Annotated in this window: 28 protein-coding genes; 7 read left to right on the top strand and 21 right to left on the bottom strand. The window is 37.7% G+C overall.

Annotated elements, in window-relative coordinates; all coding sequences use genetic code 11:
* Nucleotides 1-72 precede the first annotated feature (72 nt).
* From AC25Y1_RS00900 to AC25Y1_RS00930, 7 genes are all read right to left on the bottom strand, one after another.
* Nucleotides 73-1,338 carry a glutamate-5-semialdehyde dehydrogenase gene (locus tag AC25Y1_RS00900; protein ID WP_488146051.1) on the bottom strand — a complete coding sequence of 422 codons (1,266 nt, stop codon included), beginning with the start codon at nucleotides 1,336-1,338 and terminating at the stop codon, nucleotides 73-75.
* A 15-nt stretch (nucleotides 1,339-1,353) separates the two neighbouring features.
* Entirely contained in the window at nucleotides 1,354-2,454 is a 1,101-nt protein-coding gene (gene proB / locus AC25Y1_RS00905) for a glutamate 5-kinase (protein ID WP_488146052.1), read from the bottom strand.
* A 193-nt stretch (nucleotides 2,455-2,647) separates the two neighbouring features.
* Nucleotides 2,648-4,663: a penicillin-binding transpeptidase domain-containing protein gene (locus tag AC25Y1_RS00910; RefSeq protein ID WP_488146053.1), complete on the bottom strand. Its 2,016-nt coding sequence runs from the start codon at nucleotides 4,661-4,663 to the stop codon at nucleotides 2,648-2,650.
* A gap of 105 nt (nucleotides 4,664-4,768) precedes the next feature.
* A complete protein-coding gene (rlmN, locus tag AC25Y1_RS00915) occupies nucleotides 4,769-5,833 on the bottom strand; it encodes a dual-specificity RNA methyltransferase RlmN (protein ID WP_488146054.1) in 1,065 nt (354 codons plus the stop codon).
* Nucleotides 5,834-6,048: 215 nt separating this feature from the next.
* Nucleotides 6,049-7,431: an aspartate aminotransferase family protein gene (locus AC25Y1_RS00920; RefSeq protein ID WP_488146055.1), complete on the bottom strand. Its 1,383-nt coding sequence runs from the start codon at nucleotides 7,429-7,431 to the stop codon at nucleotides 6,049-6,051.
* Nucleotides 7,432-7,501: 70 nt separating this feature from the next.
* The gene (locus AC25Y1_RS00925) at nucleotides 7,502-9,466 is read right to left on the bottom strand and encodes a TRAP transporter permease (RefSeq protein WP_488146056.1); all 1,965 of its coding nucleotides are present in this window, start codon (nucleotides 9,464-9,466) and stop codon (nucleotides 7,502-7,504) included.
* A gap of 40 nt (nucleotides 9,467-9,506) precedes the next feature.
* Nucleotides 9,507-10,502 (bottom strand): TAXI family TRAP transporter solute-binding subunit, encoded by a 996-nt coding sequence (locus AC25Y1_RS00930; RefSeq protein ID WP_488146373.1) that lies wholly within the window; start codon nucleotides 10,500-10,502, stop codon nucleotides 9,507-9,509.
* A 343-nt stretch (nucleotides 10,503-10,845) separates the two neighbouring features.
* Between AC25Y1_RS00930 and AC25Y1_RS00935 the strand changes: the two genes are divergently transcribed.
* Complete coding sequence (locus AC25Y1_RS00935) at nucleotides 10,846-11,163, top strand: YflT domain-containing protein (protein WP_488146057.1); 318 nt, start codon at nucleotides 10,846-10,848, stop codon at nucleotides 11,161-11,163.
* A 120-nt stretch (nucleotides 11,164-11,283) separates the two neighbouring features.
* The gene (locus AC25Y1_RS00940; RefSeq protein ID WP_488146058.1) at nucleotides 11,284-11,652 is read left to right on the top strand and encodes a hypothetical protein; all 369 of its coding nucleotides are present in this window, start codon (nucleotides 11,284-11,286) and stop codon (nucleotides 11,650-11,652) included.
* A 48-nt stretch (nucleotides 11,653-11,700) separates the two neighbouring features.
* Here the strand turns inward: AC25Y1_RS00940 and AC25Y1_RS00945 are convergent, their stop codons facing one another.
* The 12 genes from AC25Y1_RS00945 to hisZ form a co-directional block, all read right to left on the bottom strand.
* Nucleotides 11,701-12,252, bottom strand: a complete 552-nt coding sequence (locus AC25Y1_RS00945) for a hypothetical protein (RefSeq protein WP_488146059.1) — start codon at nucleotides 12,250-12,252, stop codon at nucleotides 11,701-11,703.
* Nucleotides 12,253-12,356: 104 nt separating this feature from the next.
* Nucleotides 12,357-14,858 (bottom strand): ABC transporter permease, encoded by a 2,502-nt coding sequence (locus AC25Y1_RS00950; protein ID WP_488146060.1) that lies wholly within the window; start codon nucleotides 14,856-14,858, stop codon nucleotides 12,357-12,359.
* A gap of 173 nt (nucleotides 14,859-15,031) precedes the next feature.
* Nucleotides 15,032-15,172, bottom strand: coding sequence for an ATP-binding cassette domain-containing protein (locus tag AC25Y1_RS00955; protein ID WP_488146061.1), 141 nt, complete (start codon nucleotides 15,170-15,172; stop codon nucleotides 15,032-15,034).
* A 160-nt stretch (nucleotides 15,173-15,332) separates the two neighbouring features.
* On the bottom strand, nucleotides 15,333-15,620 hold the full coding sequence (locus AC25Y1_RS00960) for a hypothetical protein (RefSeq protein WP_488146062.1): 288 nt from the start codon (nucleotides 15,618-15,620) through the stop codon (nucleotides 15,333-15,335).
* Nucleotides 15,602-16,258 carry an Rpn family recombination-promoting nuclease/putative transposase gene (locus tag AC25Y1_RS00965; protein ID WP_488146063.1) on the bottom strand — a complete coding sequence of 219 codons (657 nt, stop codon included), beginning with the start codon at nucleotides 16,256-16,258 and terminating at the stop codon, nucleotides 15,602-15,604. The genes AC25Y1_RS00960 and AC25Y1_RS00965 overlap by 19 nt, the downstream gene beginning before the upstream one ends.
* A gap of 413 nt (nucleotides 16,259-16,671) precedes the next feature.
* Nucleotides 16,672-17,301 carry a bifunctional phosphoribosyl-AMP cyclohydrolase/phosphoribosyl-ATP diphosphatase HisIE gene (gene hisIE, locus AC25Y1_RS00970; RefSeq protein WP_488146064.1) on the bottom strand — a complete coding sequence of 210 codons (630 nt, stop codon included), beginning with the start codon at nucleotides 17,299-17,301 and terminating at the stop codon, nucleotides 16,672-16,674.
* A gap of 20 nt (nucleotides 17,302-17,321) precedes the next feature.
* Nucleotides 17,322-18,065, bottom strand: a complete 744-nt coding sequence (hisF, locus tag AC25Y1_RS00975; RefSeq protein WP_488146065.1) for an imidazole glycerol phosphate synthase subunit HisF — start codon at nucleotides 18,063-18,065, stop codon at nucleotides 17,322-17,324.
* Entirely contained in the window at nucleotides 18,055-18,777 is a 723-nt protein-coding gene (gene hisA, locus AC25Y1_RS00980; RefSeq protein WP_488146066.1) for a 1-(5-phosphoribosyl)-5-[(5-phosphoribosylamino)methylideneamino]imidazole-4-carboxamide isomerase, read from the bottom strand. The genes hisF and hisA overlap by 11 nt, the downstream gene beginning before the upstream one ends.
* Nucleotides 18,778-19,130: 353 nt before the next feature.
* Nucleotides 19,131-19,715, bottom strand: a complete 585-nt coding sequence (gene hisB / locus AC25Y1_RS00985) for an imidazoleglycerol-phosphate dehydratase HisB (protein WP_488146067.1) — start codon at nucleotides 19,713-19,715, stop codon at nucleotides 19,131-19,133.
* A gap of 1 nt (nucleotide 19,716) precedes the next feature.
* Nucleotides 19,717-20,997 (bottom strand): histidinol dehydrogenase, encoded by a 1,281-nt coding sequence (hisD, locus tag AC25Y1_RS00990; protein WP_488146374.1) that lies wholly within the window; start codon nucleotides 20,995-20,997, stop codon nucleotides 19,717-19,719.
* A gap of 5 nt (nucleotides 20,998-21,002) precedes the next feature.
* Entirely contained in the window at nucleotides 21,003-21,629 is a 627-nt protein-coding gene (hisG, locus tag AC25Y1_RS00995) for an ATP phosphoribosyltransferase (RefSeq protein ID WP_488146068.1), read from the bottom strand.
* A complete protein-coding gene (hisZ, locus tag AC25Y1_RS01000; RefSeq protein WP_488146069.1) occupies nucleotides 21,630-22,850 on the bottom strand; it encodes an ATP phosphoribosyltransferase regulatory subunit in 1,221 nt (406 codons plus the stop codon).
* Nucleotides 22,851-22,975: 125 nt separating this feature from the next.
* Between hisZ and AC25Y1_RS01005 the strand changes: the two genes are divergently transcribed.
* Nucleotides 22,976-23,773, top strand: a complete 798-nt coding sequence (locus AC25Y1_RS01005; protein WP_488146070.1) for a histidinol-phosphatase HisJ family protein — start codon at nucleotides 22,976-22,978, stop codon at nucleotides 23,771-23,773.
* Nucleotides 23,774-24,108: 335 nt separating this feature from the next.
* Entirely contained in the window at nucleotides 24,109-24,432 is a 324-nt protein-coding gene (locus AC25Y1_RS01010) for a hypothetical protein (RefSeq protein ID WP_488146071.1), read from the top strand.
* A 40-nt stretch (nucleotides 24,433-24,472) separates the two neighbouring features.
* On the opposite strand, the gene AC25Y1_RS01015 is transcribed toward AC25Y1_RS01010, so the two are convergent.
* Nucleotides 24,473-24,607, bottom strand: a complete 135-nt coding sequence (locus AC25Y1_RS01015; protein WP_488146072.1) for a DUF6366 family protein — start codon at nucleotides 24,605-24,607, stop codon at nucleotides 24,473-24,475.
* A gap of 223 nt (nucleotides 24,608-24,830) precedes the next feature.
* On the opposite strand from AC25Y1_RS01015, the gene AC25Y1_RS01020 reads away from it, so the two are divergent.
* Genes AC25Y1_RS01020 through AC25Y1_RS01030 form a run of 3 tightly spaced genes read left to right on the top strand, consistent with a single transcriptional unit; the run spans nucleotide 24,831 to nucleotide 26,320 of the window.
* Nucleotides 24,831-25,346, top strand: coding sequence for an RNA polymerase sigma factor (locus AC25Y1_RS01020; protein WP_488146073.1), 516 nt, complete (start codon nucleotides 24,831-24,833; stop codon nucleotides 25,344-25,346).
* Complete coding sequence (lepB, locus tag AC25Y1_RS01025; RefSeq protein WP_488146074.1) at nucleotides 25,324-26,133, top strand: signal peptidase I; 810 nt, start codon at nucleotides 25,324-25,326, stop codon at nucleotides 26,131-26,133. Before AC25Y1_RS01020 ends, lepB begins: the two co-directional genes overlap by 23 nt.
* A 37-nt stretch (nucleotides 26,134-26,170) precedes the next feature.
* Nucleotides 26,171-26,320: a hypothetical protein gene (locus AC25Y1_RS01030; RefSeq protein ID WP_488146075.1), complete on the top strand. Its 150-nt coding sequence runs from the start codon at nucleotides 26,171-26,173 to the stop codon at nucleotides 26,318-26,320.
* Nucleotides 26,321-26,417: 97 nt separating this feature from the next.
* Here the strand turns inward: AC25Y1_RS01030 and AC25Y1_RS01035 are convergent, their stop codons facing one another.
* Nucleotides 26,418-26,681 carry a hypothetical protein gene (locus AC25Y1_RS01035; RefSeq protein WP_488146076.1) on the bottom strand — a complete coding sequence of 88 codons (264 nt, stop codon included), beginning with the start codon at nucleotides 26,679-26,681 and terminating at the stop codon, nucleotides 26,418-26,420.
* Nucleotides 26,682-26,707 lie beyond the last annotated feature (26 nt).

Below are 26,707 nucleotides of genomic sequence, written 5' to 3' on the forward strand. Positions count from 1 at the left end.
TTCCAGTCTATTCAGAGTAAATGACAAAGGTTAATTTAACGTAAAGTCGGAAAATTAATTCTCATAGAAAATTCATTCTCGAATTTGTCCGTTACCTTGAATTACAAACTTACTTGAAGTCAGCGCTTGCAGTCCCATTGGCCCTCTTGCATGAAGCTTTTGCGTACTAATTCCGATTTCCGCCCCGTAACCAAACTCAAATCCATCTGTAAAACGTGTCGAAGCATTGTGATACACCGCGGCAGCATCGACTTTTGTTAAAAAGAGTGTCGCGTGATTTTTAGTACTCGTAATAATCGATTCGGAATGACCTGTACCGTATTGGTTAATATGCGTGATGGCTTCATTAACAGTACCGACAATTTTCACGCCAACCACAAGCCCTAAATACTCTGTATACCAATCTTCTTCCTCAATTTGATTTGCGAATGAAAATAGATCCACTACTGTTGAATCTCCAAAGATTTTAACTTGATTTTCATGAAGTGCATTTATGAGTTTTTCACCATGCTCAGCAAACCAATTTTCATGAACAAGAATCGTTTCGATTGCATTGCAAACAGATGGACGTTGAATTTTCGCATTCAGCGCAATCTTAATCGCCATCTCTAATTCTGCAGTTTCATCGATATATAAATGACAATTCCCAGCGCCAGTTTCCAACACTGGAACGGTCGATTGTTTCACTACTGTTTCTATTAATTTCTTACCTCCACGTGGAATTAGCACATCCAGATACTCATTTAATTGAAACAGTTCTTTTGCCGTTTCATGACTGGTATCCTCGATTAATTGCACTGCGTCAACTGGAATAACACTCTTCCCAAGTGCTTTGTGAATTGACTGGATAAGCGCCTGATTTGAAAACTTTGCTGAAGAACTCCCTCTAAGTATCACTGCATTACCCGTTTTTAAAGCCAATGTCGCAGCATCTACAGTCACATTTGGTCGCGCCTCATAAATCATGCCGATCACACCAATTGGCACGCGTTTTTTATTGATCAATAGCCCATTCTCTTTCGTAATAGATTCAATAACTTCTCCGACAGGATCTTGTAATTGAACTAATAATTTAATCCCATCAGCCATCGCTCTAATGCGCGCTTCGGATAACATAATGCGATCTAAAACCTCATCTGTCAAACCCTTTTCTTTTCCGGCCACTAAATCTTTTTGGTTTTCGGTTAATAAAAAATCAGTATCGAAAATCAATTGATTGGCAATTAAGTTAAGCGTCTCATTTTTTCTTTCTGTAGAAATACCGATTAAATCTGAAGAAACCTCTTTTGCTTTTTTACCTTTTATCTGAACTTCATTTAATAATGCAATTTCACTCATTTTACATTCCTCCCTTTATATGCTGACCCATTTATCACGGTGTATCACTTCAACCGGCATTGAACTGGCTCGTTTCGTCTGTTCCTTACTCTTCTTGCCCATCATTTTCAGCAAATCAGAAGAGGAATAAGTGACCTCGCCCTTTCCGATTAGACCATTCAGCCCAAATACTTCCACAATATCACCACGGTGAAATTTCCCTTTTACTTGATAAATACCCGCTGGCAATAAATTTTTACTCTTGTACAAGATTGCTTCTTCTGCACCTTTATCGACGAAGATTTTACCCGTTGCTTCCGAGTGCATGGCAATCCATTGTTGACTTATATTAATAGAATTTCTTACTTCGTTTGAAATATAAGTGCCATCCCCGTGCCCTTCAATAATATTCAACAACTTATCTTTTCCACTGCCAGTCCCTATGAATACGGGGACCCCGATAGAAAGTGAGGTTTTCGCGGCTAATAACTTTGATTGCATGCCGCCTGTTCCTACTTTTGAGCCCGAGTCTTTTGCAAAAGCTAACATGTCATCAGTGATTTCATGAAGAGATTCAATTTTTTTAGCGGTCTTGTCAATATGGGGATTACCATCGTAAAGGCCATTGACATCTGTCAAAATGATTAACTGATCTGCTCGTATAAATCCACTGACCAATGCCGACAACATATCATTATCGCCAAAAGTTAACTCTCTTACAGAAACGGTATCGTTTTCATTAATAATCGGTAAAATACGCCGTTCTAGCAATTCAGTTAACGTCGCATAAGCATTTTTAAATCGCTCACGACTTGTGAAATCATCCCGCGTCAACAAAATTTGAGCAGGAACAATTGAAAACTTCGTGAATTTATCAATATAAGATTGTATGAGTAAACTTTGGCCTACAGCCGCGGCTGCCTGTCTTCCTTTAAGTGTAATGGGTCTTGTACTGTATCCCAATCTCCCAAAACCTGCAGCCACTGCACCTGAAGACACTAAAAGCACTTCATGACCTGCATGACGAAGTTCCGCCAATGCATTCACATGATCACTAAATTTATCTTGATCAATTTCACCCCGGTCGTTCGTTAACGAGCTGCTTCCGATTTTAACAACGATACGCTTTTTCTGCATTTGTCATTTCCCCTATTTATTTTCTAATTGAATAACTGTATATTTATACGTAATGGTGAATAATTAACATCTTACTATAAGTGAAAGAAAAAAGAAAGAGAATTATAAAATAAATTACTAATCGCAAGTCTATTTGTATATAAAAAACTGCCTATCTCCCCAAAAAAACAGGTGATAGACAGTTGATAATTATTTAATTGGCAATTACTTCTGCAACCTTTTTCACGACATGTAGACTACCGCCTTGATCTTCTACGCCTTCAATCATCATGGCAATAATATACGAAGTGTCTTCTGTGGGATAAGCGACAAAGAAGCCGTTTTCCTTACCTGATGTATCCTGCGAAGACTTAAGTTCGGCTGTGCCCGTCTTCCCAGAAATACTTATGGATGGGAGATCCATATCTTTGGTGGCCCCTTCCACAATCACATCTCGTAAATTCGTCCGAAGAATTGCTGCTTGTTCAGGAGTAATAAGTCCCTCTTTCCATACTTCTCCCTGCTTTTCATCTGAGAATAAAATCGGTTTCATCATTGTTCCATCATTAATAATCGGTGCATAACTGGAAGCTAAATGGACAATATTCATTAACATTTGACCTTGTCCAAATGATGAATCTGCAAGTTGTCCTTCAGAGGAAATCGTTCCATCATTCGAGATTTGTGATTTTCTAACTGGATAACTAAAAGGGATTTCTTCACCAAAACCAAATTTAGTAAACCCATCAACAAAATTTTCTCTGCCCAAGGACAATGCTTCCATTGCAAAATAAATGTTATCTGAGTAGACTAGTGCCTTTTTCAAATCGACTGGGTTCGGTGCACTGTAATAGCGCGTAACTTTGAAATTTCCCCATGAGCTATCTTTTTGCCACTTATCTTCGTTTATCGTATAGCTTTTTTCTGGTTTCAATGTACCTGCTGCCAAACCAATGGCTGCAGTTACCGGTTTGATCGCAGATCCTGGTGCATACGTAGCCGCAAATCTATTGAGCATCGGCTCGCGTGGATCCTCAGTCAATTCGCTATAACGTGATGAACTCACGCCAATGGCGAATTCGTTTGGATCGAATGCGGGTGAACTTGCTAAAACAAGTGTCTCTCCTGTTTTAGGGTCGATTATAGCGGCAGTCCCAGGTTCATTGTTCATAGCTAGAAATGTTTTTTTCTGAAGGTCTGCATCAATGGTGAGCGTAACATTTTCCCCATCTACAGCAGGCTTTTCAGCTATTGTAATTCTTTCTGCATTATGATCAGTCTTTTCAATATATATGCGAATACCGTCTTCCCCGCGGAGCTTTTCTTCGAGGAGTTGTTCGAGTCCACGCTTACCAACAAGATCAGACTCCGAATAACCTTTCTCTTTAAGCTTTTCTAATTCGTCTGCATTAATACGGCCTATGTAGCCTATTAAATGCGCCAATGCCCCGGCATATGGATACTCTCTTAGATCTGTTTTCCTCGACTGGACACCAGCAATTAGTTTGGCTTCATCGTAAATTGCTTCTTGCGTAAAGGCTAATTTTTTAATCGGAACGTATTGATCCGGTTGAACCCAAGCTTGGTTCAATTGATTATTAATATATTCTGAAGTCGTTCCTAGAATATTCGCCAGTTTCTCTGCATTTTGCTCGACATCAAATTGTTCAGGTACAACTCCTACATCAATTCCTGATCCATTTATCGCAACTGCTTTATCATGACGATCGAAAATTTCACCGCGATTAGATGCTGTTGTCGAAACGCCAACCTTATCTTGTTTCATTAAATCCGGTAATGTGAACGATGGATCCCATTCAATATACCAATTGTCTTCTTCTTCCCGCACTTCATTTACAAGTTTAACTTCTTTTTCAAATTCAATTGGACCCGCAATGGTTTCCATTTGAATGTGAACTGGATAAAAATAACTTTCTTCCTTCACGTAAATTTCTTCAGCTTCAGGCTGGACGAATTCAACCGCGACTTCTGTGATACCTAAATCCTTATAAAGTAATTCTGTCCGGTCAATAAACTCTTCTTTTCCAAATGATTCTTTTGATCGTTCAACTAGATATTCATCAAACATTTTAGTGAATTCAGCTTGATTCCATAAATCGACATACGCTGCTAATCGATCAATCGGCGTAATTTCTTTCTCCTCTTCTTTCGTACAAGCAGATAACAATAATATCAACGATAATAATAGCATGAAAAAACGCTTTTTCATCAAAGCACTCCCCCTCTTACTAACATTATACCAAATAATAGGTAAATCACGAATCTAAAAAAACCGATACAACAAGATTTTTATACTTGATGTACCGGCGACTAGTTATACTGCTTTTGTTTTCTTAATTTGTTTACTTCTTAGTTGTCCACATGCTGCATCAATATCGGTGCCCTGTTCATGACGCACACCACAATTAATCCCAGCATTTTTCAATGTTTCATAAAATGATTTAATCGCTTCTGGTGTACTTCGACTATATTGCCCGTGTTCATCGACTGGATTATATGGGATTAAATTCACATACGCTAGATGTCGTTTGTTTGCCAGCAATCTTGCAAGTTCTTTTGCCTCTTCAACATGATCATTCACATCGTTCAGTAAAATGTATTCGAATGTAATACGACGATTCGTCGTTTCTAAATAATAATCGATGGATGCCATTAGCTTCTGAATAGGAAATGCTTTATTGATCTTCATAATGCTTGTACGCAACTCATCATTAGGTGCATGTAAAGATACAGCAAGATTCACTTGTAAATTCTCATCGGCAAAATCGCGAATTTTATGTGCAAGACCACTCGTTGAAACCGTAATATGACGAGCACCAATTCCAAGTCCTTTTTGCGCATTGACGACACGTAAAAAGTCCATTAAATTCGTATAGTTATCAAACGGTTCGCCGATTCCCATCACGACAATATGGCTAACGCGTTCATTCAATCCTTTAGCATCTAAATGATGCTGGACTTTCATAATTTGCTCGACAATTTCTCCACCAACTAAATCTCTGCTCTTTTTGAGCAATCCGCTCGCACAGAAACTACAGCCAATATTACAACCTACTTGAGTTGTGACACAAACTGAATAGCCGTATGGAAATTTCATCAATACTGTTTCGATTAAGTTACCATCTGCCATTTTAAATAAAAACTTAATCGTTCCATCCGCAGATTCCTGCTTAACAGTTTGTTCCAAAGTTTGGATGACAAACGCTTCTTCTAATTGTTCAATGCATTCTTTATTTATATTTTTCATATCCGTAAAATTCGTCACACGTTTTTTATATAGCCAGTCCCAAATTTGTTCAGCACGAAATCTTTTTTGGCCGTGTTCAATTAACCAATCAGCTAATTGTTCTGGCGTTAATCCATAAATTGTTTTTTTCATGTCGTTTCCTCATTTCAAAAATTACAATCCACTTATTATACTACTTTATTACTTAAATTGGAACAACTTTTTTTACTTATACTCTTGTGAAGGCGAGTACTTAGAAGCGGAAGCGGAATATATGCACCGTGGAAAGGCATGAGAGGACGATAGCATATGAATTAAAAGGATTATTTACAGCGCATTTACATCACGCCATAAATAATCCGTTTCCCTTAAAATAATCGATTCAATACTTTTTCATAGGCTTCAAGTGTACGAGCTATTTCCTTTTCTCTATGAATAGTTGATAAACTATAGCGATTAAGTGGTTTCGTGTATATCCCTATTGATAATAAATGATAATCAATGTCTTTTCGCAAACTAAAATTGGACTGTTGTAAATCACGGTAATTTCGTACATGCTCTTTATCTGTGAGAACTAGATTAAATATAGATCCCAAACCAATCGTCTGCGAATTAATTCCTTTGAAAGCGAACAACTGATTGATTCCGGTTTTTAATTTCTCCGTCATGCTGAAAACTTGCTGTATTTCATTTTCCAATATTTCGATGGTAGCTAGGCCTGCAGCAAGTATCGTAGGATGGCCGTTATAGGTTCCACTATGAAACAAAACATCTTGAGCGCTTGAACCTGTACTTTGGCTGCTATCAAAAACATCTGATGCTGCAGAAGGTGCGCTAATCTCCATTATTTCCACTTTGCCTCCAACAATTCCAAATGGAAAGCCTCCTCCGACAACCTTTCCTAAAGTCGTGATGTCTGGTTTGATACCGTAAAGCTCTTGAGCCCCACCTAGACTCACCCTAAAACCCGTTTTCACCTCATCAAAGATCAACAGAACATCTAATTCTGTTGTTAGTTTTCGTAACTCATCCATAAAACTCTTTTCCGCCGGGATGAAACCGCCTTGAATAGGTTCGATGATTACCGCTGCTATATTATCTTTCTCAATCATGAGGATCTCCCTTGTTGCGTCAATATCGTTAAAAGGCAAGATAACTGTATTTTCTAGATGATAGGGATCTATACCTTTTGATTCGGATATAGCAATTGGATTGTTCGCTGGACCAGCTGCATGTACGGGAGGGTTAATGCTTAATAAGACTTGGTCATATCCACCGTGGTAATGACCTTCGAATTTCGCGATTTTATATTTACCCGTATACGCATGGGCCAGACGAATCGAAAGCAATGTTGCTTCAGTACCGGAATTTGTATAACGAATTTTTTCCATACTTGGATACAGTTGTTGAATTTTCTGCCCCATCTTAACTTCCAATTGGTGTGGAGTCCCAAATAACAAGGTCCCGTCGACGTCAATTTGTTTTCGAATCGCTTCTATAACTTTTGGATGGCCATGACCAGTCATTAAAGCACCGTAAGACAGTAAATAATCTACGTATTCATTGCCGTCGACATCGATGAGATATGCGCCTGATCCACTCTCCATAATTGTCGGGTATGGTTCGAAAAACTTAATATTGGCGGTTACACCACCTGGCATAACATTCTTAGAGGATTTTGAAAAATCCAGTGACTTAGGTGTTTTAAGTTTATATGCTTCTATGCCTGATAATACTTCTCGCTGCTTCATCGACATATCCCCCTACCTATTATTTCAACCTAAGAAAAAGCTAACCCAAAATGGATTAGCTCTTAATTGTTTATGCAGTGATGGTACTCGACTCAAATTTGTCTTCGGCTTCATCAGGTCTTCTTGACTGAAGAACCCATATTGAAATGAGTAATACAAATCCAAATGCGCTAGTAAAGAACTCCGGCACAATTAATAAAATACCTGCTCCAAATAATACAACACGTTCCCATATTCTTGAATTTCGAGCAAAATGACCAATTACCGCACTACTTACACCAATCATACCCAATACTGCTGTCGTTACCGCAAGTATTAATTTTACCGGTGTCGCATCAACAAGCACCAATATTGGATTGTAAATAAATACAAACGGAATGATGAATGCGGCAATGGCTAATTTTACTGCGATGACCCCAGTTTTAAACGGGTTTGCTTTCGCTATTCCAGCACCCGCATATGCTGCTAAACAAACAGGTGGTGTGATGTCTGCAACGATTCCAAAATAGAAAACAAACATATGAGCAGCTAACGGCGCAACCATAAAATCATTAATAAGAACAGGTGCTGCAATGGTTGCGGTTACTACGTAGTTTGCTGTCGTTGGCAGACCCATACCCAGAATAATACATGCGACCATTGTGAAAATGAGCGCCATAATGAGATGGCCACCTGATAATGCGATAATACCAGCTGCAAATTTAGACCCTAATCCTGTAATACTAACAACACCCGCGATAATCCCTGCAGTTGCGACAGCAGCAATTACAGGAAGCGCTACTCTCGCACCTTGTTCTAATACATTCACAACTTGGCGTAAGTTCATACGAGATTCTTTCCGTACATAAGCGACAAGAAAAGCTGAAAGAATTCCAAATAATGCCGCTCGTTGTGGTGTATAACCGATGGAGATTGTTCCAATGATTACGAATAACGGAATAAGCATATAGCCATTTCTTATCATCAAATCTTTAAATATTGGTAGTTTGTCTTTCGGCATTCCAAATATTTTTAGTCTCTTTGCTTCAAAATGTGTACCAATGAATATACCAGTAAAATATAGAATCGCCGGAACAAGTGCCGCCAACATAATGGTTCCATAGGATACACCTAAATATTCCATCATGATAAAAGCGGCAGCCCCCATCATCGGTGGCATGATTTGTCCGCCTGTAGATGCAGAAGCTTCAGTAGCGCCTGCAAACTCAGGTGTAAAACCAGATTTTTTCATCATTGGAATTGTAAAAGATCCTGATGCGACGGTATTTCCTACCGAGCTACCAGAAACAGTACCTTGGAGTGCACTTGCAACCACCGCCGCCTTTGCTGTTCCACCAGTAAAACGACCTGTAAGCGCAAAAGCAATATCATTAAAGAACTTACCTATTGGCGTGTTAACTAATATGACCCCAAAAAATAGAAACAGATAGATAAACTTCGCCGATATTTGAATAGGTGTTCCAAAAATACCACTTTCCTGGAACCAAAGATTCGGTGCAAGTCGTTCAAGTGAAAATCCAGGATGCGATAAGATTTGTGTGGGGACCCACTTTCCGAAAATAGCGTATAAAATGGCCACACTCGCAACAATTACAATTGGGACCCCGACAGTCCTTCTCGTCGCTTCAAGAACCAGAAGGATACCGAGAATCGAAATAATGATATCTGGCATGCTATATCCAGAAATTCGACTTTGTAAAATCGAATCGAAAAAAATGATTTTATGATATGTGACATACATCGCAGTAAAAGCAAGGACTATATCGTACCAAGGTACAGTTTTCTGCGTCTTCATCATTGCTCTTTTTGCAGGATAAAGAAGGAATACAATTCCTAATGCTGTCCCTAAATGTATCGCTCCTTGTTTTTGCGTTGGGAGCGTTCCAAAATACCCCGTATATAAATGAAAGATTGTCAATGCGACACCCAAAAATGTTACAACCCACGCCCATTTCCCAATTTGAGTACGAAATTGATTTTCTTTATCATACTTTTCTAGGATTGCTTGTGCATCGACTTGTTCTTCAGTTTTCACGTCGCACATCCCCTTTCAGTTCGGAAGTCATTCGCTATAATTACTTCAAATCTTCAAAGCTATCAATTTTCGCTTTTTCTCTAGTTACAATTTGAATGACTTCTGGATAAATATGACCAATGAATGCAGCGTTTTTCACTTCATTCCCCTCGAAATCTGCCTCACCGTTTTGTGCTTGCCCAGCAGGTACATGAACCGACATCCCCAAGTCCATATGACCATCCCTGATAGTTGCAAGGTTTTCTACTGAAGCACCAGTTTCCGTATTTGTGACATTCATGCCGTCTATATATTTGTTCCAAATACTAGCCATTTCTCCACCAAGTGGATAATACGTTCCACCTTGACTCCCTGTTCCTAGGATAAATTCAGATTTCCGATCACTTTCATTTGCTGTTATTTCTGCCACCTCATTGTCAACAGTGAGTCCTTGTTCTTCATAATATCTTTTAGCACCTGGGTGGATTAATAATCCTTCAGCACCTCTTAATGCATTTTCAAGCGTCATTTGTTTGGCTTGATCATGTGTGTTTTCACTCGCATTTTCCACCATAATTTTCGCTAATTGATAGCCCAGTTCCTCATCAATCGTATCTGTGTTACCCATTAGAATCGCATAGGCTGTCACTGTTTCAACATCTTCTGTCAAGAATTCATACGTATCTTTCGGAATCGTGAGTCGTCTGTAACCTGAGTTTTCCTCGATGTACTTAATGGCTTCGTCAGAAAGGCTTAGCATTTTCACATCGCCTGCTGAAGCTTGTAAACTTTCAATACTACCTGCTGGCAAACCAAGAACCCCAATGGAAACATCAATATTTCCATCTTGAACACCGTCTGCTGCATCACCAAAACCCTCTTGGAATTTATTGTAGCTATCTTCTTCAATACCGTACGCTTCTAAAATCAACTTTGATACGTTGTTCGTCTCACTCGCTGGCGGCCCGATTGCAATATTACTCTTACCTCCGCCACCACATGCCGAAAGTAGAAGCATTATACCCATGACTAAAAATAGTAAGGCACGCATTTTCATCTTGTTCAATTAAATTCCCCCTCGTAGAGTTTTTCCTACAGCCTTTAAGTAAGCTTGTATTCTTGGAGATAATGCTGATCAAATGTAAATGCCTACTGAAAGATAGTAGCTTATTTTAGATTATACTATTAAACTTTTTAAATACAACGACTTTTCCATATAATCTGATTCTGAAGATGAAGAATAGTCATTTACTTCCTATTATCTAGGTACTTTCCTACATTCTTTTTTTATGAAATATTGTAGTTTCGTAGTTATCAATAGATTTTTTTCTTCTGATGTTTAAAAAACGTCAATTACAGGTAAACAAAGAATAGATACATTAATTGGCGGGAAAAGTTACATGAAAATTATTGTGGAAAATTCAGTGCAAGCAAAAGCAGAAGTTGAGAAATTAGAAACACAAGGTTTTTCGAGAGATGAGATTTATATCTTTGCACATTACAAACAAAGATCAGAGGATATTTCGGATGCCTTGAATACTGAAGTTGTCGGTATGGAAGACCAAGGTTTTCTGGATACTATGAAAAACCTAATTTCGTCTCGTGGCGATGAACTTCGTAGCAAAATGGAAGCAGCTGGTCTATCAGCAGAAGAAGCATCGGATGCCGAAGAAGAATTGGATCACGGGAAACTTGTCATAATTGCTAAAAAATATTAATGTTTGATAACCAAACCCCACTCTTATCGAGTGGGGTTTTTATTGTTTCAACGAGTTTTCAACCATTTCCCTATAAAAACTACCTATTATTCTGTATCATAGATAAGAAGGTAGGTGCACTTGGTGGAAAATAATTACGGTAAAGTTGGTATCGTCACAGGGTTAATCTCTTTTGTCCTGTTAGTCGTTGGTCTTCGAAATGTTTTAGGACAAGATATCGAAATCTTAAACTTCGTTGCGTTTTCGGTTTTCAGTCTGATCATCGGGATTGCTTTTTCTGCATTATTATTTTATAAATTAAAAATAGCTTTTTATATTTTTTCTACTGCTTTTGTCATTGCATTCTTTGAATTATTTCGAAGCTACATTCAAGATCTCAATGGTCAAGGCGGCTTGATGGGCATCTTGTCCTTATTTATAATCACCTCGTTTGGGCTTGGTCTAGCATTGATTGTCCAGTTCGCTGTGAAGTTGTTAGCTAAAAAGTAAAAGTAAAACCGCGTACTTATTCGAATTAAGTACGCGGTTCTTTTTTTATTAAGCTTCCTCCGGTTTTACATATTCAACAATTACTCTGCTGCGTATACCACCACTCAATTCTTTTACATGTCCATTTTCAGTTAATGTCATACTGTTTCCGTCGATGAAGAAAAATTCATAAGTAGAGAAACCGTCACCTGGGAGACGATCATAATAATAACCTTTTTCTATTTCATCCCACTGGTATGTTTGTTGTTCGTTGGAAAAAAGAGTTCTATATGAAATTGAATCATCTGTAAAAATTGTATAAGTGGCTGATGCAAAATAAAAGGAAGCACCACTTGCTAATAGAAAAACAATACTCATTACGATTGATAGCTTTTTAATATCGAGTACAAAAAGAATGGCTGAGGCTAGTAATAAAAATAGAAAAGCAACAATATATAGGACATACCCATTCCCTGGTACAATGACACCCCAATTATCAGGAGAAAAGTATAAAGTATCTGCAACATTCTCTGGTATGATCAGGAGGAGAATAGGTGAAATAAGCAGGATAACGATTGCGATTGCTAAAAATACATGTCTTGTCTCATAAACCTTTTCCAATTTTCATCAGACCCCCTCAACCTATTATATTCTCACTATACCATATATTCTATCAACTCCAATATTATGTTGATAGACAAACATAATTAAGTAGGTCACCATCCCTACTTTCGAACCAAGTTCTTGATACTCAATCCAGAATACCCTACTACAAATAGTAATACAGTCAATGCCAAGAGCATTAGACTACCCGTTTGAACATTAATACTTGGATTGTTAAAAAGCTCGGAAAGTTCCCCATTTGTAACTTTGGCGATATTTAGATAAGTAAAAGGCGACAAGTGTACCTTTTCAGAAAGAAATTGTGTACTTCCAATATATCCGCCAACTCCAACTAAGATTGCAGATGCAAAAACGCCGAATTGACCTTTGACAAACAACGATAAAAACATAGATAAACTAATTGAAAATAGCAAAATACAAATGAATAGTAAACTACTTTCCAGTAAATAATCACCTATAGAAATAAAGTGACCTCTTCCATCTGTAGTACGGATTCCAGTGTACTCTACAGATTCTACAAATCGCTTGCTGTCATAACGTAAAATCGGATAGTGCCAATCCCCGAAACGATTAAAAATTGTCCCTACTAAAGGAACGAAAGCAATCAAACTAAGACTACTAATTAGGGCTATCGTCGTTGAAGAAACACCTTTTCCAAGATAGATCTTTTTTTCGGCAACTGGTTGGGTCCTTAAAAATTGAAGGGTTGCCTTCTTTCCGCGCTCATTGGAAAATCCAGCACCAAGTAAAAATAAAAACAACAACATGGGTATGAAATAAATATACTTATCGAAATAAAGATAAAGAATAAATAACCCACTGTTATCTATTTTTGTATTACCTTCTTCAAATTCCTTCTTATAAGTAATATCATCCCCAAAAGTGTCATGAATTGTCGGGATCATCGTCCCTTCAAATACAGGCTGAACATTGTGTTTGATGAGCCATTTTTTCTCAGCGATACTGGCTTCAATCGTGAACTTACTAATACTTTTTGGGCCATCTGCATTCCTAGAAAACTCTTTATAACTTTCGTTTTGTTCAAGTTGATAGGTATAGAATGAAACCCAATCATTATTTTTATAAAGGGAGATAACTTCCTTTTTTTCATCCAACTCTTCCCAAACGGATGCGATTGCATATTCATGTTCTTCAATTTGTTGATTATACATCGCAATGATGTCTTCATCCCCTGCTTCTTCCGCCTCTTTTTTTGCCTCTTCAAATAAACCGATTGTTTCCTCATAAAAAGGGATTCCTTCATCTATATGTCTTTCTGCATTCGTTATGAGTTCATTAAAGTACACTTCTTCCTTTTCTTTCGCTTGATCAGCAATCGCAAAATAACCAAACACTACTAGTATGGAAAGAATGAAATAAAGCTGTTTCAGCAACCCATTCCTTCGCATTTTCCTCCATTCAAGCACATTAATATGCCAAATTGCATCAATGGGTTTCATTGTTCCACCACGTCGAAATGGCTTCTTATTTTCCGAAGAACCAAAAAAGCTTAATTCTTTTTCGGGTAAGAAAATAGACAAAGTAACGAGTAGTATACTCCAAAGTAATGCTGCTAGTGGATAAAACCAATCTGTACTTTGTGGAATCGTTGCGAGTATTTCAGAGAAATGAAAATACTGAAATGGGTTCCAAGCGGACTGGAGCGACGCAAATATATCTGTTGCAATAAAACCAAGCAGGAGTATAAGTCCCGTTACCACCAGTGCACTGAATGAGTTTTTCACCCATGTACTCATTAGAAAATGTAGACTGAATGCAAATATACTCACACATATAAATAAAATAATCCCCCGCGTCAAGTATTCATAGGTCGAAATAAAAGCAAAAGTCTCTCCATCCATTAAAATCTGCGGATAATGGAGATTCATAGCGTATTCACTAAAAATCAAGGGGATAGCCAACCCAACACCCACAACCATAGTGAGAAAGATAAGAATCACCAAAAAGAGACTGCTATATTTTGCTGCAATCAATTTCCATTTAGCGATTGGCTGTGTTTTTAGTGTCAGCCATGTTTTTTGCTCTTTTTCCACCGTAATCGTATTTCCAAAGAACAACAATAAGATCAAAATGCCGAGTGTGCCAAAAAGAAACCCTGTACTTTCTTTTAAAATAAGGGCCGGTGATGTCGGATATTTATCATCTTCATAAGAAAGCTCATACAACTGCAGCCAATCATTTTTCGCTATCGCTAGTTCTTTTTCCAATCCCTGTAGTGCTGTAAATTCTCCACCCACTTTTTCAAACTCTTGTAAGTTCGTTAAGAAGTCGCCTTCGTACGCGGGTATCGTACTCCAATTCTTGTTATAAATTGCACTTTTCCAATGGAAAAATGCGTTTGCCATTTCATTGGTATATTCATATTGTTTTTCTTGCAGTTCATCAAGTGCATTTTCTCTATTTAAAGCATTCAGCTTCGCATATAATTGATCTGTCTGATTGATAGCGGTTCCAAATTTTCCGAGTGCACGCTCTCCCTTCAGTGACTGTTGAGAATAGTTTTTCAGGAAAATTCCACCCACACTCACAAGCACAATGAAAAATAGCAATAAAAGCTTTTTTTTTCGCCATAATTTGCTCATTTCAAATTGTAAGAGTTTCACTTGGCATCACCCTTTTTCTCAAAATTCTTTCGTTACCTTTCTTCTGAACCTTGCACTTTCTTTTCAAATAACCCGTTATTCAAATTCGTTCAGGGGTTGCCATAATTTGTTGCTCTGAAAATTCTTGAAAGATGTTTGGGTCTTTATTGTTTTTAGTAAGAATCGTAAACTTCTCCGCTATTGACACCCAATAGATTCGTAATGATATTCAATAAAGTTGGTTTTTCAGAACCGTTTGGACCAATCAATGCGATAATTTGTGGTTCATCAATTTCAAAAGAAATGCCTTTCAATTAGGCTATAGTTCTATTAACTGTATCAGATTATTGACATAACTCCATACAAGTTTCGGAATAGCTAGAAAATAGTTTCTGGACCTAGTTGTAAAAATTAGTAAGACAAAATAAGGACATATATACTTTAAATATCATTCTCGTATTACACAATTATTCATTATTCATTATTTAATTCTTCTTTAATTTCTCTAATCCTAATCTCGTCAAGCTCAGTTATTTCTACAACAGTTCTAATGTCCATTCCCTGTATCAGTAATCGTCGGGCTGTTTCCACTTTTTCCATTTGTGCACCTCTATGCTCCGCTTCACGAACTCCCGCTTCTTCATCAAAAATCCGCTTCATCCGTCCTTCATACGCAATCCTTTGCTCTCTTGTTCCACTTAGGACTTCCCAATTTTTAAATGCCTCGTGCAGTTGGTCATCTTTCAATGCAATTTCCTCCAATTCCTTAAAATATCTTCATACACTTTCCCTTTTCGACGGTCAATAATTCCAAGTAATAACAACCACCTTGCGAGTAGGTCATTCCACGGATCTAGCTTATTCGCTTGCCAATCGCGGATGAGCTTCGTCATTTCTAAAAAATGCAATTCCATCACGTTTGTTAGCTTGAACTTCTCCGTGTCTTCATAAAGGTGATAACTTGTATGAAAGCGGTCTGTTTGGTCGAATAAATCAAAATTTAAAATGTTGATAGCAATTACAGGGGATAATGTTTTATAACTCATCCCCTTTTCAAATGGCGTACCATATACCTCGGCCCAATAATATATCGACCGCTTTACCATGTCGTATTTATTGCTGAACTGTATTTCCACATTTATCCACTTGCTAGAATTAGTAACGACTAACAAGTCTAATCTCGATTGTTTGTCGTCTTCGTACTTCCCACCTACTTCACTATTTTCGAATGAAATATCGACAATCTTGTCGTTACCTGTTCGTTGTAGAACAGCATTTAGAAAAACAATGGTAATCGCCTTGTTCTTTTCAATTCCAAACAATTGTTTGAAATCAAAGTCGATTTTCAGGTCCATAAGTTCTTCGAGTGGAATGGTTTTTAGTAGCTTGGTTCGTCTCACTTTATCACCTTACTTTCAGTATTATACCATGTTTTCAGATAACTCAGTAGTTTCAAAACCACCTTTTGTCCACCGTATAATAGTTGGAATCTAAAGTAAATTGAGTAAAAAGACGAATAACGCCATTTTGAGCATTATAAGACTTCCAGTTTACAATTTTCTTGCGATAATAGTGGTGAAAATTTTAATTTGATTACAATTAGAATGTTTTATTATATGTAGGAAAAGGATAATTTTACCTCATACAAAATTCACTAGTTAACAGAGCTGATGTTCCGTGTTGAAACGGATAAGCACAAATAAATGCAAAAACCAAATAAAACCATTTACGGAGTTTATCCCGTAAATGATTTCACTAGTTTTCCCCTCGAGGTGTGCGCAATATATTTCTTGTTGATGAAAATATGTTTACTTCAATCTTCCACTTTTGTACGACGTTTCAGTAATTCATTTTTAACATCTGCTAATTTAACATCTGCAATTTCCATTAGAACAAGCGAGTGATAGATTAGATCGGATAACTCACTTGTAAGTTCTTGCTTATCTTCATTTTTCGCACCGATAATAACCTCACTTGATTCTTCCCCGATTTTTTTAAGTACCTTGTCAATCCCTTCTCGGAAAAGATAGGTTGTGTAGGAGCCTTCCACCGGATTCGCTCGGCGATTTTTGATTTCTGCGATAACTTCGTGCACGATTTCACGATTTGAGGCTTCACTTTCTAAACCCGTTTTATAGAAGCAAGACATTTCACCTGTGTGGCAAGCAGGTCCCATTGGTTCGACTTGAACGAGTACAGCGTCGCTATCGCAATCAAAAGAGAGTTCCTTCACAGTTTGACGGTTACCAGAGGTTGCGCCTTTATGCCATAATTCTTGTCGTGAGCGACTGAAGAACCATGTTTCTTTTGTTTCAATCGTTTTCGTTAACGCTTCTTCATTCATATAGGCTAGCATTAAGACCTTTCCAGTATTGCTATCTTGTACGATAGCGGGAATAAGTCCTTTTTCGTCGAATGAAACAGTTTCTATTTCTATCGTCATTGTTCATCAGTCCTTACTTATTAGTTTTTCGTTTGTAAATAGTCTTTTAACTCACGGATGTTAATTTCATTATAGTGAAAAACGGAGGCTGCGAGTGCCGCATCGGCTTTACCTTCTGTTAGGACTTTCTCGAAGTCTTCCATCTTCCCTGCTCCGCCGCTCGCTACAATCGGAATCTTAACAGCCTCGGCGATTGTTTGGTTCAGCTCTAGGTCATAGCCTTCCTTCTCGCCGTCCCCGTCGATACTATTAACAACTAGCTCACCTGCACCTAGCGCTTCACCTTGAACGGCCCACTCAATGGCATCTAGGCCCGTATCTACACTTCCGCCTTTACTAAAGACAGACCATTTCGAAGGACCAACTTTTTTCACATCCATCGATAAAATAACGCGTTCAGAGCCAAATTTGTTTGCAGCCTCTTTAATAAACTGAGGGTTTTCAAGTGCTGAACTATTGATGGATACTTTGTCCGTTCCAACATCGAATAAGTTTTGTATGTCTTCGAGTGTACGAATGCCGCCGCCAACTATAAATGGAATGGGAACTTCTTTCGCGATCGTGGCAATCGTTTCTAAAAATAATGGGCGATTATCTGTTGATGCTGTAATGTCATAAAACACAAGTTCATCCGCACCGTCTGCTACATATTTCTTTGCTAAATCAAGTGGATCAGCCACTTCTTGTATGTTTTCAAACTTACGGCCTTTCACGACCTTACCTTTATCAACATCTAAGCATGGAATAATTCGTTTACTCGCCATTCACGTTTCCTCCCAGAAGTTCGTCTAACGTAACAGTACCTTCATAAAGTGCTTTCCCCATGATTGCCCCGTATAGATGCATCTCTTTTAACAGGTCAAAATCATTTTTGGTAGTAACCCCGCCTGAAGCAATGATATCAATGGATGATGCTTCATTAATGACTTTTAATTCTTGAAAGTTGGGTCCTTGCATCATGCCATCTTTTAAGATATCTGTGTAAACGACTGTTTTCACACCGATTTCAGCTAAATCTTTTATTAAGTCAGTTGCTAGTGTATCGCTTGTCTCGGTCCAACCATCTGTCGCAACCAATCCGTTACGAGCATCAATTGAAACAGCAATTTGATCACCGTATTTCGCAACTGCTTCTTCCAGAAAAGGACGGTTTGTGATAGCAGCTGTCCCGATAATAATTCGAGTAACCCCATTTGCAATATGGTCATCAATGATCTCCATTGATCGAATCCCACCACCCACTTGGATAGGTATTGAAACAGCTTTTGCTATGGCTTGGATTGCGAGTCGATTTGAAGAATCACCTGTCTTCGCCCCATCAAGATCAACAATATGTATGTACTCCGCCCCTTGTTTCTCCCATAAGAGCGCCATTTCAGTCGGTGAATCACCATATATAATTTCTTGGTCATAATCACCTTGTATTAATCGAACACATTTGCCATTACGTATATCAATTGCAGGAAAAAGAATCATTTGCGCACGCCTTCTTTCAAATTAATAATAAATAATATTTACTGATCAACAGTTACACGATAGGTCTATAAGGATATCTATTTGCATCAGAATCCTCGTCTCCAATTAATCAATTCATTTTATATTCATTTTTAATGGTTAATATTGCTGAAATACAATCTCTGAGTTTTTGGATTGCAGTGGAAGGCGGCGACTCCCGCGGGAATAGCATCAACCGAAGACCCCGCAGGAGCTTGCGACGAGGAGGTGGGAAAGATTGAACTGCATCTTTCCTTGGTGATGCCCGCAGGAAAGCGTCCGCCTGGAACGGAAATCCACGCACTATTTAAACCATTCCTTGTATAAAATACTATTTACAGCATTCCCTTAGTCGATGGAATCCCTTTAACATCCGGATTAATCTTACTAGCTGCACTTAACGCTCGGCCAAACGCTTTGAATATCGATTCAATAATATGATGGGTGTTTTTCCCGTACTGCAAATTAATATGTAACGTCACTTTTGCATGGCTGACAAATGCTTGGAAAAACTCTTCTACTAACTCAGTATCGAATTCCCCTACTTTGTCTTTTAACCCTTCCACATTGTAAACAAAAAATGGACGCCCGCTAATATCAATGGATACCGTTGACAACGCTTCATCCATCGGAATCGTCACATTCGCATACCTGTCAATTCCTTCTTTCGTTCCAATGCTCTCATAAAACGCTTGGCCTAACACAATACCAATATCTTCAACAGTATGATGCTGGTCAACTTCAATATCGCCATCACACTTTACTTTCAGATCAAATAAACCATGCTTTGTAAATAAAGTCATCATATGATCAAAAAAACCAACACCTGTTTGAATATCCGTTTCTCCACTGCCATCAATTGAAAAATCTAATGCAATCGATGTCTCTGCTGTTGTTCTTGTAATTGATTTACTGCGCATCTTATTTGTCCACCTTTCGAACCCTAATTGAATTTGCATGGGCTGATAACCCTTCCGCATTTGCTAAAGTAATAATATCATCTGCAACATTCAGTAAAGCATCTTTGGAATACTGAATGATGCTCGATCGTTTAATGAAGTCATACACGCCAAGCGGTGAAGAAAAAGTTGATGTTCCACTAGTCGGTAATGTATGATTTGGACCGGCTAAGTAATCACCTAACGCTTCTGGTGAATGGTTACCTAAAAATATGGCTCCTGCATTTTCAATAAATTGCATGTGTTCCATCGGATTTCGGGTCATTAACTGTAAATGTTCTGGCGCTAGTTGATTTACCAAGTCAAAAGCTTCATTTAATGTATCAACAAGTACAATCCGTCCATTATCAGCAATCGACTTTTCAATAATGGCTTTCCGATCCGATAAGGCCGTTTGTTTTTCTACTTCTACCTGTAATTCTTCTGCAAATACTTTACTTGTCGTGATGCAAACTGCAGTTGCCTGCTCATCATGCTCCGCTTGTGACAGTAAATCAGCGGCCACATAGCGTGGAACAGCGGTTTCATCTGCAACAACACAAATTTCACTTGGGCCAGCGATCATATCGATTGCTACGTCACCAAATACCCACTTTTTTGCACGCGCAACATAAGCATTTCCAGGTCCTACTATTTTCGCAACTTTTCGTACCGATTCCGTTCCATAAGCCAATGCTGCAACGGCTTGTGCCCCGCCAACTTTATAAATCGTTTCAATACCAACCTCAGCTGCAGCAACTAGCACATGCGGATTTATCTTCCCGTCTTTTCCAACAGGCGTCGTAATGGCGATGTCTTTTACTCCAGCTATTTTTGCAGGAATCGCATTCATCAAAACCGTTGAAGGATACGTTGCTTTACCTCCGGGCACATAGATTCCTACACTAGCAAGGGGTGTGATTTTTTGGCCAAGTAATATGCCGCTTTCTTTCGTTGTAAACCAAGACTTTTCTGTTTGTTCCTCGTGAAAAGCTTTTATATTTTCATGCGCTTTCTTGATTGCAATGATAAAATCATTGCTGACTAACGCTCTCGCTTCAATGAATTCCTTTTCTGAAACGAGTAAATTATCCAGCGCCACCTTATCAAATTGAGCCGTGTAATCGATTAGCGCTTTGTCACCTTTTTCTCGAACTTGTTCAATGATGTTCAGCACAGTTCGATCTAATTCTTCATTATTAATGTTGGTTGTACTGCTATTTTTCAATTCAGCATTATATTGTTCTCCAGTAAGTATCTTCAACATCATCACTCCAATACTGCTTTTACCTTCGAAATAAACTGTTCAATTTGATACGTTTTTGTTGCGAAACTTGCTTTATTGACAATCATTCTTGCACTAATATCAACAATTTTATCCAAGACGACAAGGCCGTTTTCTTTCAGTGTCGTCCCTGTTTCCACAATATCCACAATTACTTCTGATAATCCGATGAGCGGTGCTAACTCGATAGAACCGTTTAGTTTTATCGTTTCAACGCGAATTCCTTTTTTATCGAAAAATGCTTTTGTAATTAGCGGATACTTCGTGGCAACAGTTAAAGGCGCGCCGTTTTGAATCTTTTGGGTTGGAAAACCTGCAACGACGACCTGGCATTTACCGAGGTTAAGATCCACAAGTTCATAAACATCTGGTTGCACTTCCATAATCGTGTCTTTTCCAATAACGCCAATATCCGCTGCGCCTTTTTCAACATATGTAGTTAAATCTGCTGTTTTAACAAAGATGAGCTTAACTGTTTCTGTTTCATCGTACATGACAAGTTTCCGACTTTTATTATGATAATCGGGAAAGTTCAATCCTGCTTTTTCGAGTAGCTTCATTGCCTGTTTTGACGTGCGTCCAGTCGCAATGGCTAACGTTAAATAATCCATTTACATTGCTCCTTTCGCACCGTTCAATAACTTGAGTAATTCATGTAAAGAATTGAAAGTGGTTTGTTCATTTCGATACGTAAATGTCTTTACTGTTTGTGTAAGCGTCAGTTGATAAATACTAGTTTGTACATTAGATGTTGCTTTTAATAGTGGATAGGAAAGAACTGTATAGTTTCGCTCACGTAATTCATTGGCAATTCGAATGGATTGTTCTAAATTTTCATCATCATAAAGGATTTTAAAGTCAATTGGTGTTCGTGCCGAAACGGTATCGCTTGTTAACGCGGTTACGAGTGATTCAACCTCACAAGCAAAACCGATTGCCGGTAAGTCTGCACCGAATTCATTGCCTAAATGATTATAACGACCGCCCATTAAGACCGGCTTCCCAAACTTCTCTACAAAACCTTGGAAAATTACGTCCGAATAATACCCCATATGATTGATAAGCCCTAAATCCAGTACGATATTATTTTCTAGTCCGTATAATTTAAGAATATTATAGACTTCCAACAGATAGTCTAGCGTTTCATCCATTTTTTCTGTTTTGACTATTTTTCTGGCGCGCTCGCTCACTTCCACTGGATTCCCGTATAACATTGGAATCGTGACAATCGCATCGATAAGGTCTTCAGTTATATTGAATTGGCGAAGAAACGGTCCCAGTTCAACAATATTTTTCGCTTGAATTAAATCCTTTAACTGTTCTACATCCTGGGCATCTAACTCTATCATTCGTATAAATTCATGAAAGAAACTTGCATGGCCCATTTCGATTTTAATATCACTGAAACCCAAATCTTTCAAGGTATGACAAGCTAGGGCAATTACTTCCGCGTCAGCTTCCGCCGAGGTTTCACAAAAATACTCTACACCTGCTTGAGTACCTTCGATGCTGCCCTCTTCTAGTAACGATTGTCTGAAAACATCTTGTACGTAATAATAACGTAAATCATTCGGTAATTTTGGATAGTTATCGGCTAATTGTTTTGTAATCGGCACTGTAATATCTGGCCGAAGTACTGAAACATCACCTGTTCGATCTATTATTTTTATCATTTCTTTTTGATTGATGGAACTTTTTACTTGTGAATATAGATCATATCGTTCAAACATTGGTGTTTTAATGCGTTCATACCCATATGTTTTAAAGCGCTTATTAATCGTTTTAATTGTACGTTCGTATTTTTGATAGTCTTTGACATTTTGGTCATTCATTCTATAATCATTATACAATCTTAATTTTCACGCCTTTCCATCGATACTTTATCACTTTACTAGAGTGAAGTTATTTATTACTATAGTATAAGAAATACGGATTGTCAACACGAGGAGGAATTTTGATGTTTGATTACCATATGCATAGCCATTTTTCGGCGGACTGCTCGACTTCAATGGAAGATATGGTCGTTGGTTCCATTGAAAGAGGACTAAAAGAAATTTGTTTTACCGAACATATCGATTATGAATATCCCGACGAAACCATTGTTTTCGATCTTGATTTACGTGAATACACCGAGACGATTAATAATCTGCAAAAGAAATATGATGGGCAAATTCTATTAAGAAAAGGAATTGAAATTGGCGTACAGCCTCATTTACTACATAGATATGAAACTTTAATGGACAATACGTCGTTCGATTTTGTCATTTGTTCGATGCATACGACCGAAAAGAAAAGTTTACATTACGGGGAAATTTTTGAAGGACGAACTATTGAAGAAGCCTACGAAGTTTATTACGATGAATTGCTTGACTGCGTGAAGAACTTTAAACGTTTTAATGTCCTGGGACATGTCGATCTCGTCAAACGTTATTCAAAAGAACAGCCAGTCGAACGTTTCCATGATGAATTATCGGCGATATTCAATGAAATTATTCCTGCGGGCAAAGGAATCGAACTAAATACATCGGGAGTACGCTACGGATTGCCTCATGCGATGCCGAGTGATGACGTATTAAAGCTTTATAAGCAATGTGGTGGTGAAATCATTACATTAGGTTCAGACGCCCACCGCGTCGAGGAAATTGCATTTGATTTCAATGAGTCGTTAAAGTTGCTGCAGTCAGTTGGATTTAAGTATATTGCGACATTTGATAAGCAGATACCGACGTTTCATTTAATTGAAGGGTTGTTATAGAAGGATCTTCGAATATAATCAAAGACATTCACATTAGTGAATGTCTTTTTAGATTCACTTATGATTAATGATTTTCCAACGTCTTTGAACAAAGAATATGGAACCCGTGAAAAATAATATACCGCTTAATTTTATAAAAAACCTTGTCTGGAAACTAGCCTCTTCATTTCCAAATGAGAATAAAATAGCCCCTATACTTATTCCGACGATACCTATAAGGAAATAAATAATAAGTTTCATATTGATAACTTACCTCCATAATCTCTATTTTTATTGTATAGTAGGAATAGTGTGAATTTAATACTCGTTTTATATTTATTGTTAGGGGGAGAAGTATGGCATTTGCTAATTTTGTAGTTTCATTTCTTTTTACTCTTTCATTCGTTATGGTATCGTTTATCGTGCTGAAAATAATTTTCAAAAAGAAAAAAGAAATTATTCATGTAGTATACAGCTTGGTCCTATTAATCATGGTCAATTACTTTGCCATCAGCCAGAAAGCGTATATTTTTGAACACTTTCCTGGAAGCGCTATATATGCACTATATACCATGCTATTCGCTATGTATTTCATCACATTTTATAATTGCTATTCATATATAAAAACTCGGAAATCAGCAAAAGAAAAAAGTAGACTTGCTCAAGATATCAACAAATGAAGAGTCCAATGGCTCTTCCCTTTTTTTTTACATAAATTCCTCATGAAAATAGATGATATAGAACATAACCAACTATTAATCCAACAATCACCATCCCCATTCGTTTCCACCCCAGCCCACCTGCTAGATTACTGCTTTCTCTTTTTGCTTCAGACGTTTCTTTGTCGTTATTCAAACTAAGTCCCCCTATGAATTGATTCTGCTGAGGCATTCCAAAATCCCTTTCAAATGGAACAATTACTCAGTAATGCTATGATACTAATATACTATCAGATATATCGTTATATTCAAACACAAAAAAGTTATAGCAACCCTATTACATATAGTAAAATATCTTGTTGTTTTTCGTTACCGATTAGACCTTGTTGCGTCTAAGTAGAAATTGTGAGGTGAAATGAATGTCTAGTGAAAAGTGGTTTGACGACTATGCAGATACAATATATAGCTATATTTTGTTGCTAGTCAGAAATACACATGTCGCAGAAGATTTAACCCAAGAAACATTTATGAAGGTCGTAGCAAACGAACATCGTTTTAATGGAAAGTCTTCTGTAAGAACTTGGATTTTTCGTATTGCTTATACAACAACGATGAGTTATTTCAGAAAGAACAAACCACAAACAAAATATGAAGATACACTGCGGCTCGATTCTACATTCGGATTTTCTGCAGAAGAAGTGACCTTACAAAATTCACAGCAAAAACTATTTTATGATGTGCTCGGTTCCTTGAAGCCGAGCTACCAACAAATGATTACCTTACGTGAAATTAAAGGGTTTTCTACAAAAGAAACTGCAGCAATCTTAAAATGTTCTGAAGGCAGAGTGAAAATGACTTTATCGAGAGCATTATCCGCATTTAAAAAAGAATTAGAAAAAGGAGGGATTACTAATGAAACACTCTTTCAACAATGAACTGTCCAAAGAGTTAAAGAAACTCGACCATTCAATCCAACTTTCTGCTGGCCAAAAAGAAAAAATGAGACGCCATATTTTTAGCGTTCAACCAAAGAAGTATCGTCAACCACATAGATGGTTACCCATCGCACTTTCAGTTGTCGTGATTCTCTCCGTCGTCTTCAGTGTATTTTCTTTAATTGAGAATGAGACTAAGATCAGTTTAGGAAACACGTTCAGCATTACTGATCATCTAACGCCCGAACAATTAGCTAGTGTTAGTCAATTTGAAAACACTTTTTTGATTGATTGGGGCAGTGATGCGATGGATAGAGGCAGTCATGATTTTATAACTTCTGTTCATGGCCAACTCGTCGTCACGACTAATTTTAATAATTTACAACGAGGACAGGTGGTTTATTACCAAACGCCGCCTGAAATTTTAACAAGCCACCCCTCAACACCTGAAAAATATATTGGAAGAGTCGTTGGTTTACCCGGCGAAACTGTTGAAATTGTAAATGGTCAGGTATATATCGATGGAGGCCTGCTAGATACTTTTTACGGAATTGCAACAATGACTGGTTTGAATGAAGAGGGGTATTTCGAAAATGTACCTTCAAGAAATATTGCAAATGAACAATTAACGAGGGATTATTTCAATACGAATATGAACGCTGTAAACGTCAAAGAAAACACAGTGTTTATCTTGGTTGATCAATGGTGGAGAGGGACAGATAGTCGCGATTTCGGGTCATTACCTATTGAAGAGATTGAAGGTATTATTGTTGGCTATCTAGAATAAACATTGTTAGACGTTCGAAACTTAGAGGGGGAAAACTATGACGATGCTCGGAATCACTGCTGTGCTAATAATAGGCATATTAATGTTAGTACTAGGGTTTGTAACTAAAAAAAGCTGGCTAAAGATACTCTCCATTATCCCATTGGCAATAGCTATCATCCAACTAGTTATGTTGACGGGCATGTGAAATTAATCTATTAATTTCCCTCTTTAAAAACTTATGATAAAGAAGCCTGATTCTGTTTTCGGCTGGGAATCAGGCTTTTGTCGTTCAAAGTGCATTACTAATTGTTTAATAGACTTTCCACTTTCTTCTCTAGTTCATCAATTCTGGATTCCTGTTTTACAAAAATGGTTATAAACACCGAAATTATAAATGCAACAACAATAAGAATCCCCCACAAACTATCTAGAATTAAGCCAGCAAATAAAAATGCAGCTACACTGCAAATGACTAGGCAAATAAAAAATGTACTTATAAATTCTTTCATTCTTGTGTCACTCCCTTGTATCGATGCTAAGATTTTCTCCTCTGCGATCCCGGGCATGGATTTGATAATTCTACTTAATCCTC

Source organism: Sporosarcina sp. Y1009, from assembly GCF_057669865.1.

What these genes read in the sequence shown, in the direction of transcription:
- AC25Y1_RS00900 (WP_488146051.1), bottom strand. Translation starts at nt 1,338, where the DNA reads ATGAGTGAAATTGCATTATTAAATGAAGTTCAGATAAAAGGTAAAAAA.
- proB (WP_488146052.1), bottom strand. Translation starts at nt 2,454, where the DNA reads ATGCAGAAAAAGCGTATCGTTGTTAAAATCGGAAGCAGCTCGTTAACG.
- AC25Y1_RS00910 (WP_488146053.1), bottom strand. Translation starts at nt 4,663, where the DNA reads ATGAAAAAGCGTTTTTTCATGCTATTATTATCGTTGATATTATTGTTA.
- rlmN (WP_488146054.1), bottom strand. Translation starts at nt 5,833, where the DNA reads ATGAAAAAAACAATTTATGGATTAACGCCAGAACAATTAGCTGATTGG.
- AC25Y1_RS00920 (WP_488146055.1), bottom strand. Translation starts at nt 7,431, where the DNA reads ATGAAGCAGCGAGAAGTATTATCAGGCATAGAAGCATATAAACTTAAA.
- AC25Y1_RS00930 (WP_488146373.1), bottom strand. Translation starts at nt 10,502, where the DNA reads ATGAAAATGCGTGCCTTACTATTTTTAGTCATGGGTATAATGCTTCTA.
- AC25Y1_RS00935 (WP_488146057.1), top strand. Translation starts at nt 10,846, where the DNA reads ATGAAAATTATTGTGGAAAATTCAGTGCAAGCAAAAGCAGAAGTTGAG.
- AC25Y1_RS00950 (WP_488146060.1), bottom strand. Translation starts at nt 14,858, where the DNA reads ATGAGCAAATTATGGCGAAAAAAAAAGCTTTTATTGCTATTTTTCATT.
- hisIE (WP_488146064.1), bottom strand. Translation starts at nt 17,301, where the DNA reads ATGACGATAGAAATAGAAACTGTTTCATTCGACGAAAAAGGACTTATT.
- hisF (WP_488146065.1), bottom strand. Translation starts at nt 18,065, where the DNA reads ATGGCGAGTAAACGAATTATTCCATGCTTAGATGTTGATAAAGGTAAG.
- hisA (WP_488146066.1), bottom strand. Translation starts at nt 18,777, where the DNA reads ATGATTCTTTTTCCTGCAATTGATATACGTAATGGCAAATGTGTTCGA.
- hisB (WP_488146067.1), bottom strand. Translation starts at nt 19,715, where the DNA reads ATGCGCAGTAAATCAATTACAAGAACAACAGCAGAGACATCGATTGCA.
- hisG (WP_488146068.1), bottom strand. Translation starts at nt 21,629, where the DNA reads ATGGATTATTTAACGTTAGCCATTGCGACTGGACGCACGTCAAAACAG.
- hisZ (WP_488146069.1), bottom strand. Translation starts at nt 22,850, where the DNA reads ATGAATGACCAAAATGTCAAAGACTATCAAAAATACGAACGTACAATT.
- AC25Y1_RS01005 (WP_488146070.1), top strand. Translation starts at nt 22,976, where the DNA reads ATGTTTGATTACCATATGCATAGCCATTTTTCGGCGGACTGCTCGACT.
- AC25Y1_RS01010 (WP_488146071.1), top strand. Translation starts at nt 24,109, where the DNA reads ATGGCATTTGCTAATTTTGTAGTTTCATTTCTTTTTACTCTTTCATTC.
- AC25Y1_RS01020 (WP_488146073.1), top strand. Translation starts at nt 24,831, where the DNA reads ATGTCTAGTGAAAAGTGGTTTGACGACTATGCAGATACAATATATAGC.
- lepB (WP_488146074.1), top strand. Translation starts at nt 25,324, where the DNA reads ATGAAACACTCTTTCAACAATGAACTGTCCAAAGAGTTAAAGAAACTC.
- AC25Y1_RS01030 (WP_488146075.1), top strand. Translation starts at nt 26,171, where the DNA reads ATGACGATGCTCGGAATCACTGCTGTGCTAATAATAGGCATATTAATG.
- AC25Y1_RS01035 (WP_488146076.1), bottom strand. Translation starts at nt 26,681, where the DNA reads ATGCCCGGGATCGCAGAGGAGAAAATCTTAGCATCGATACAAGGGAGT.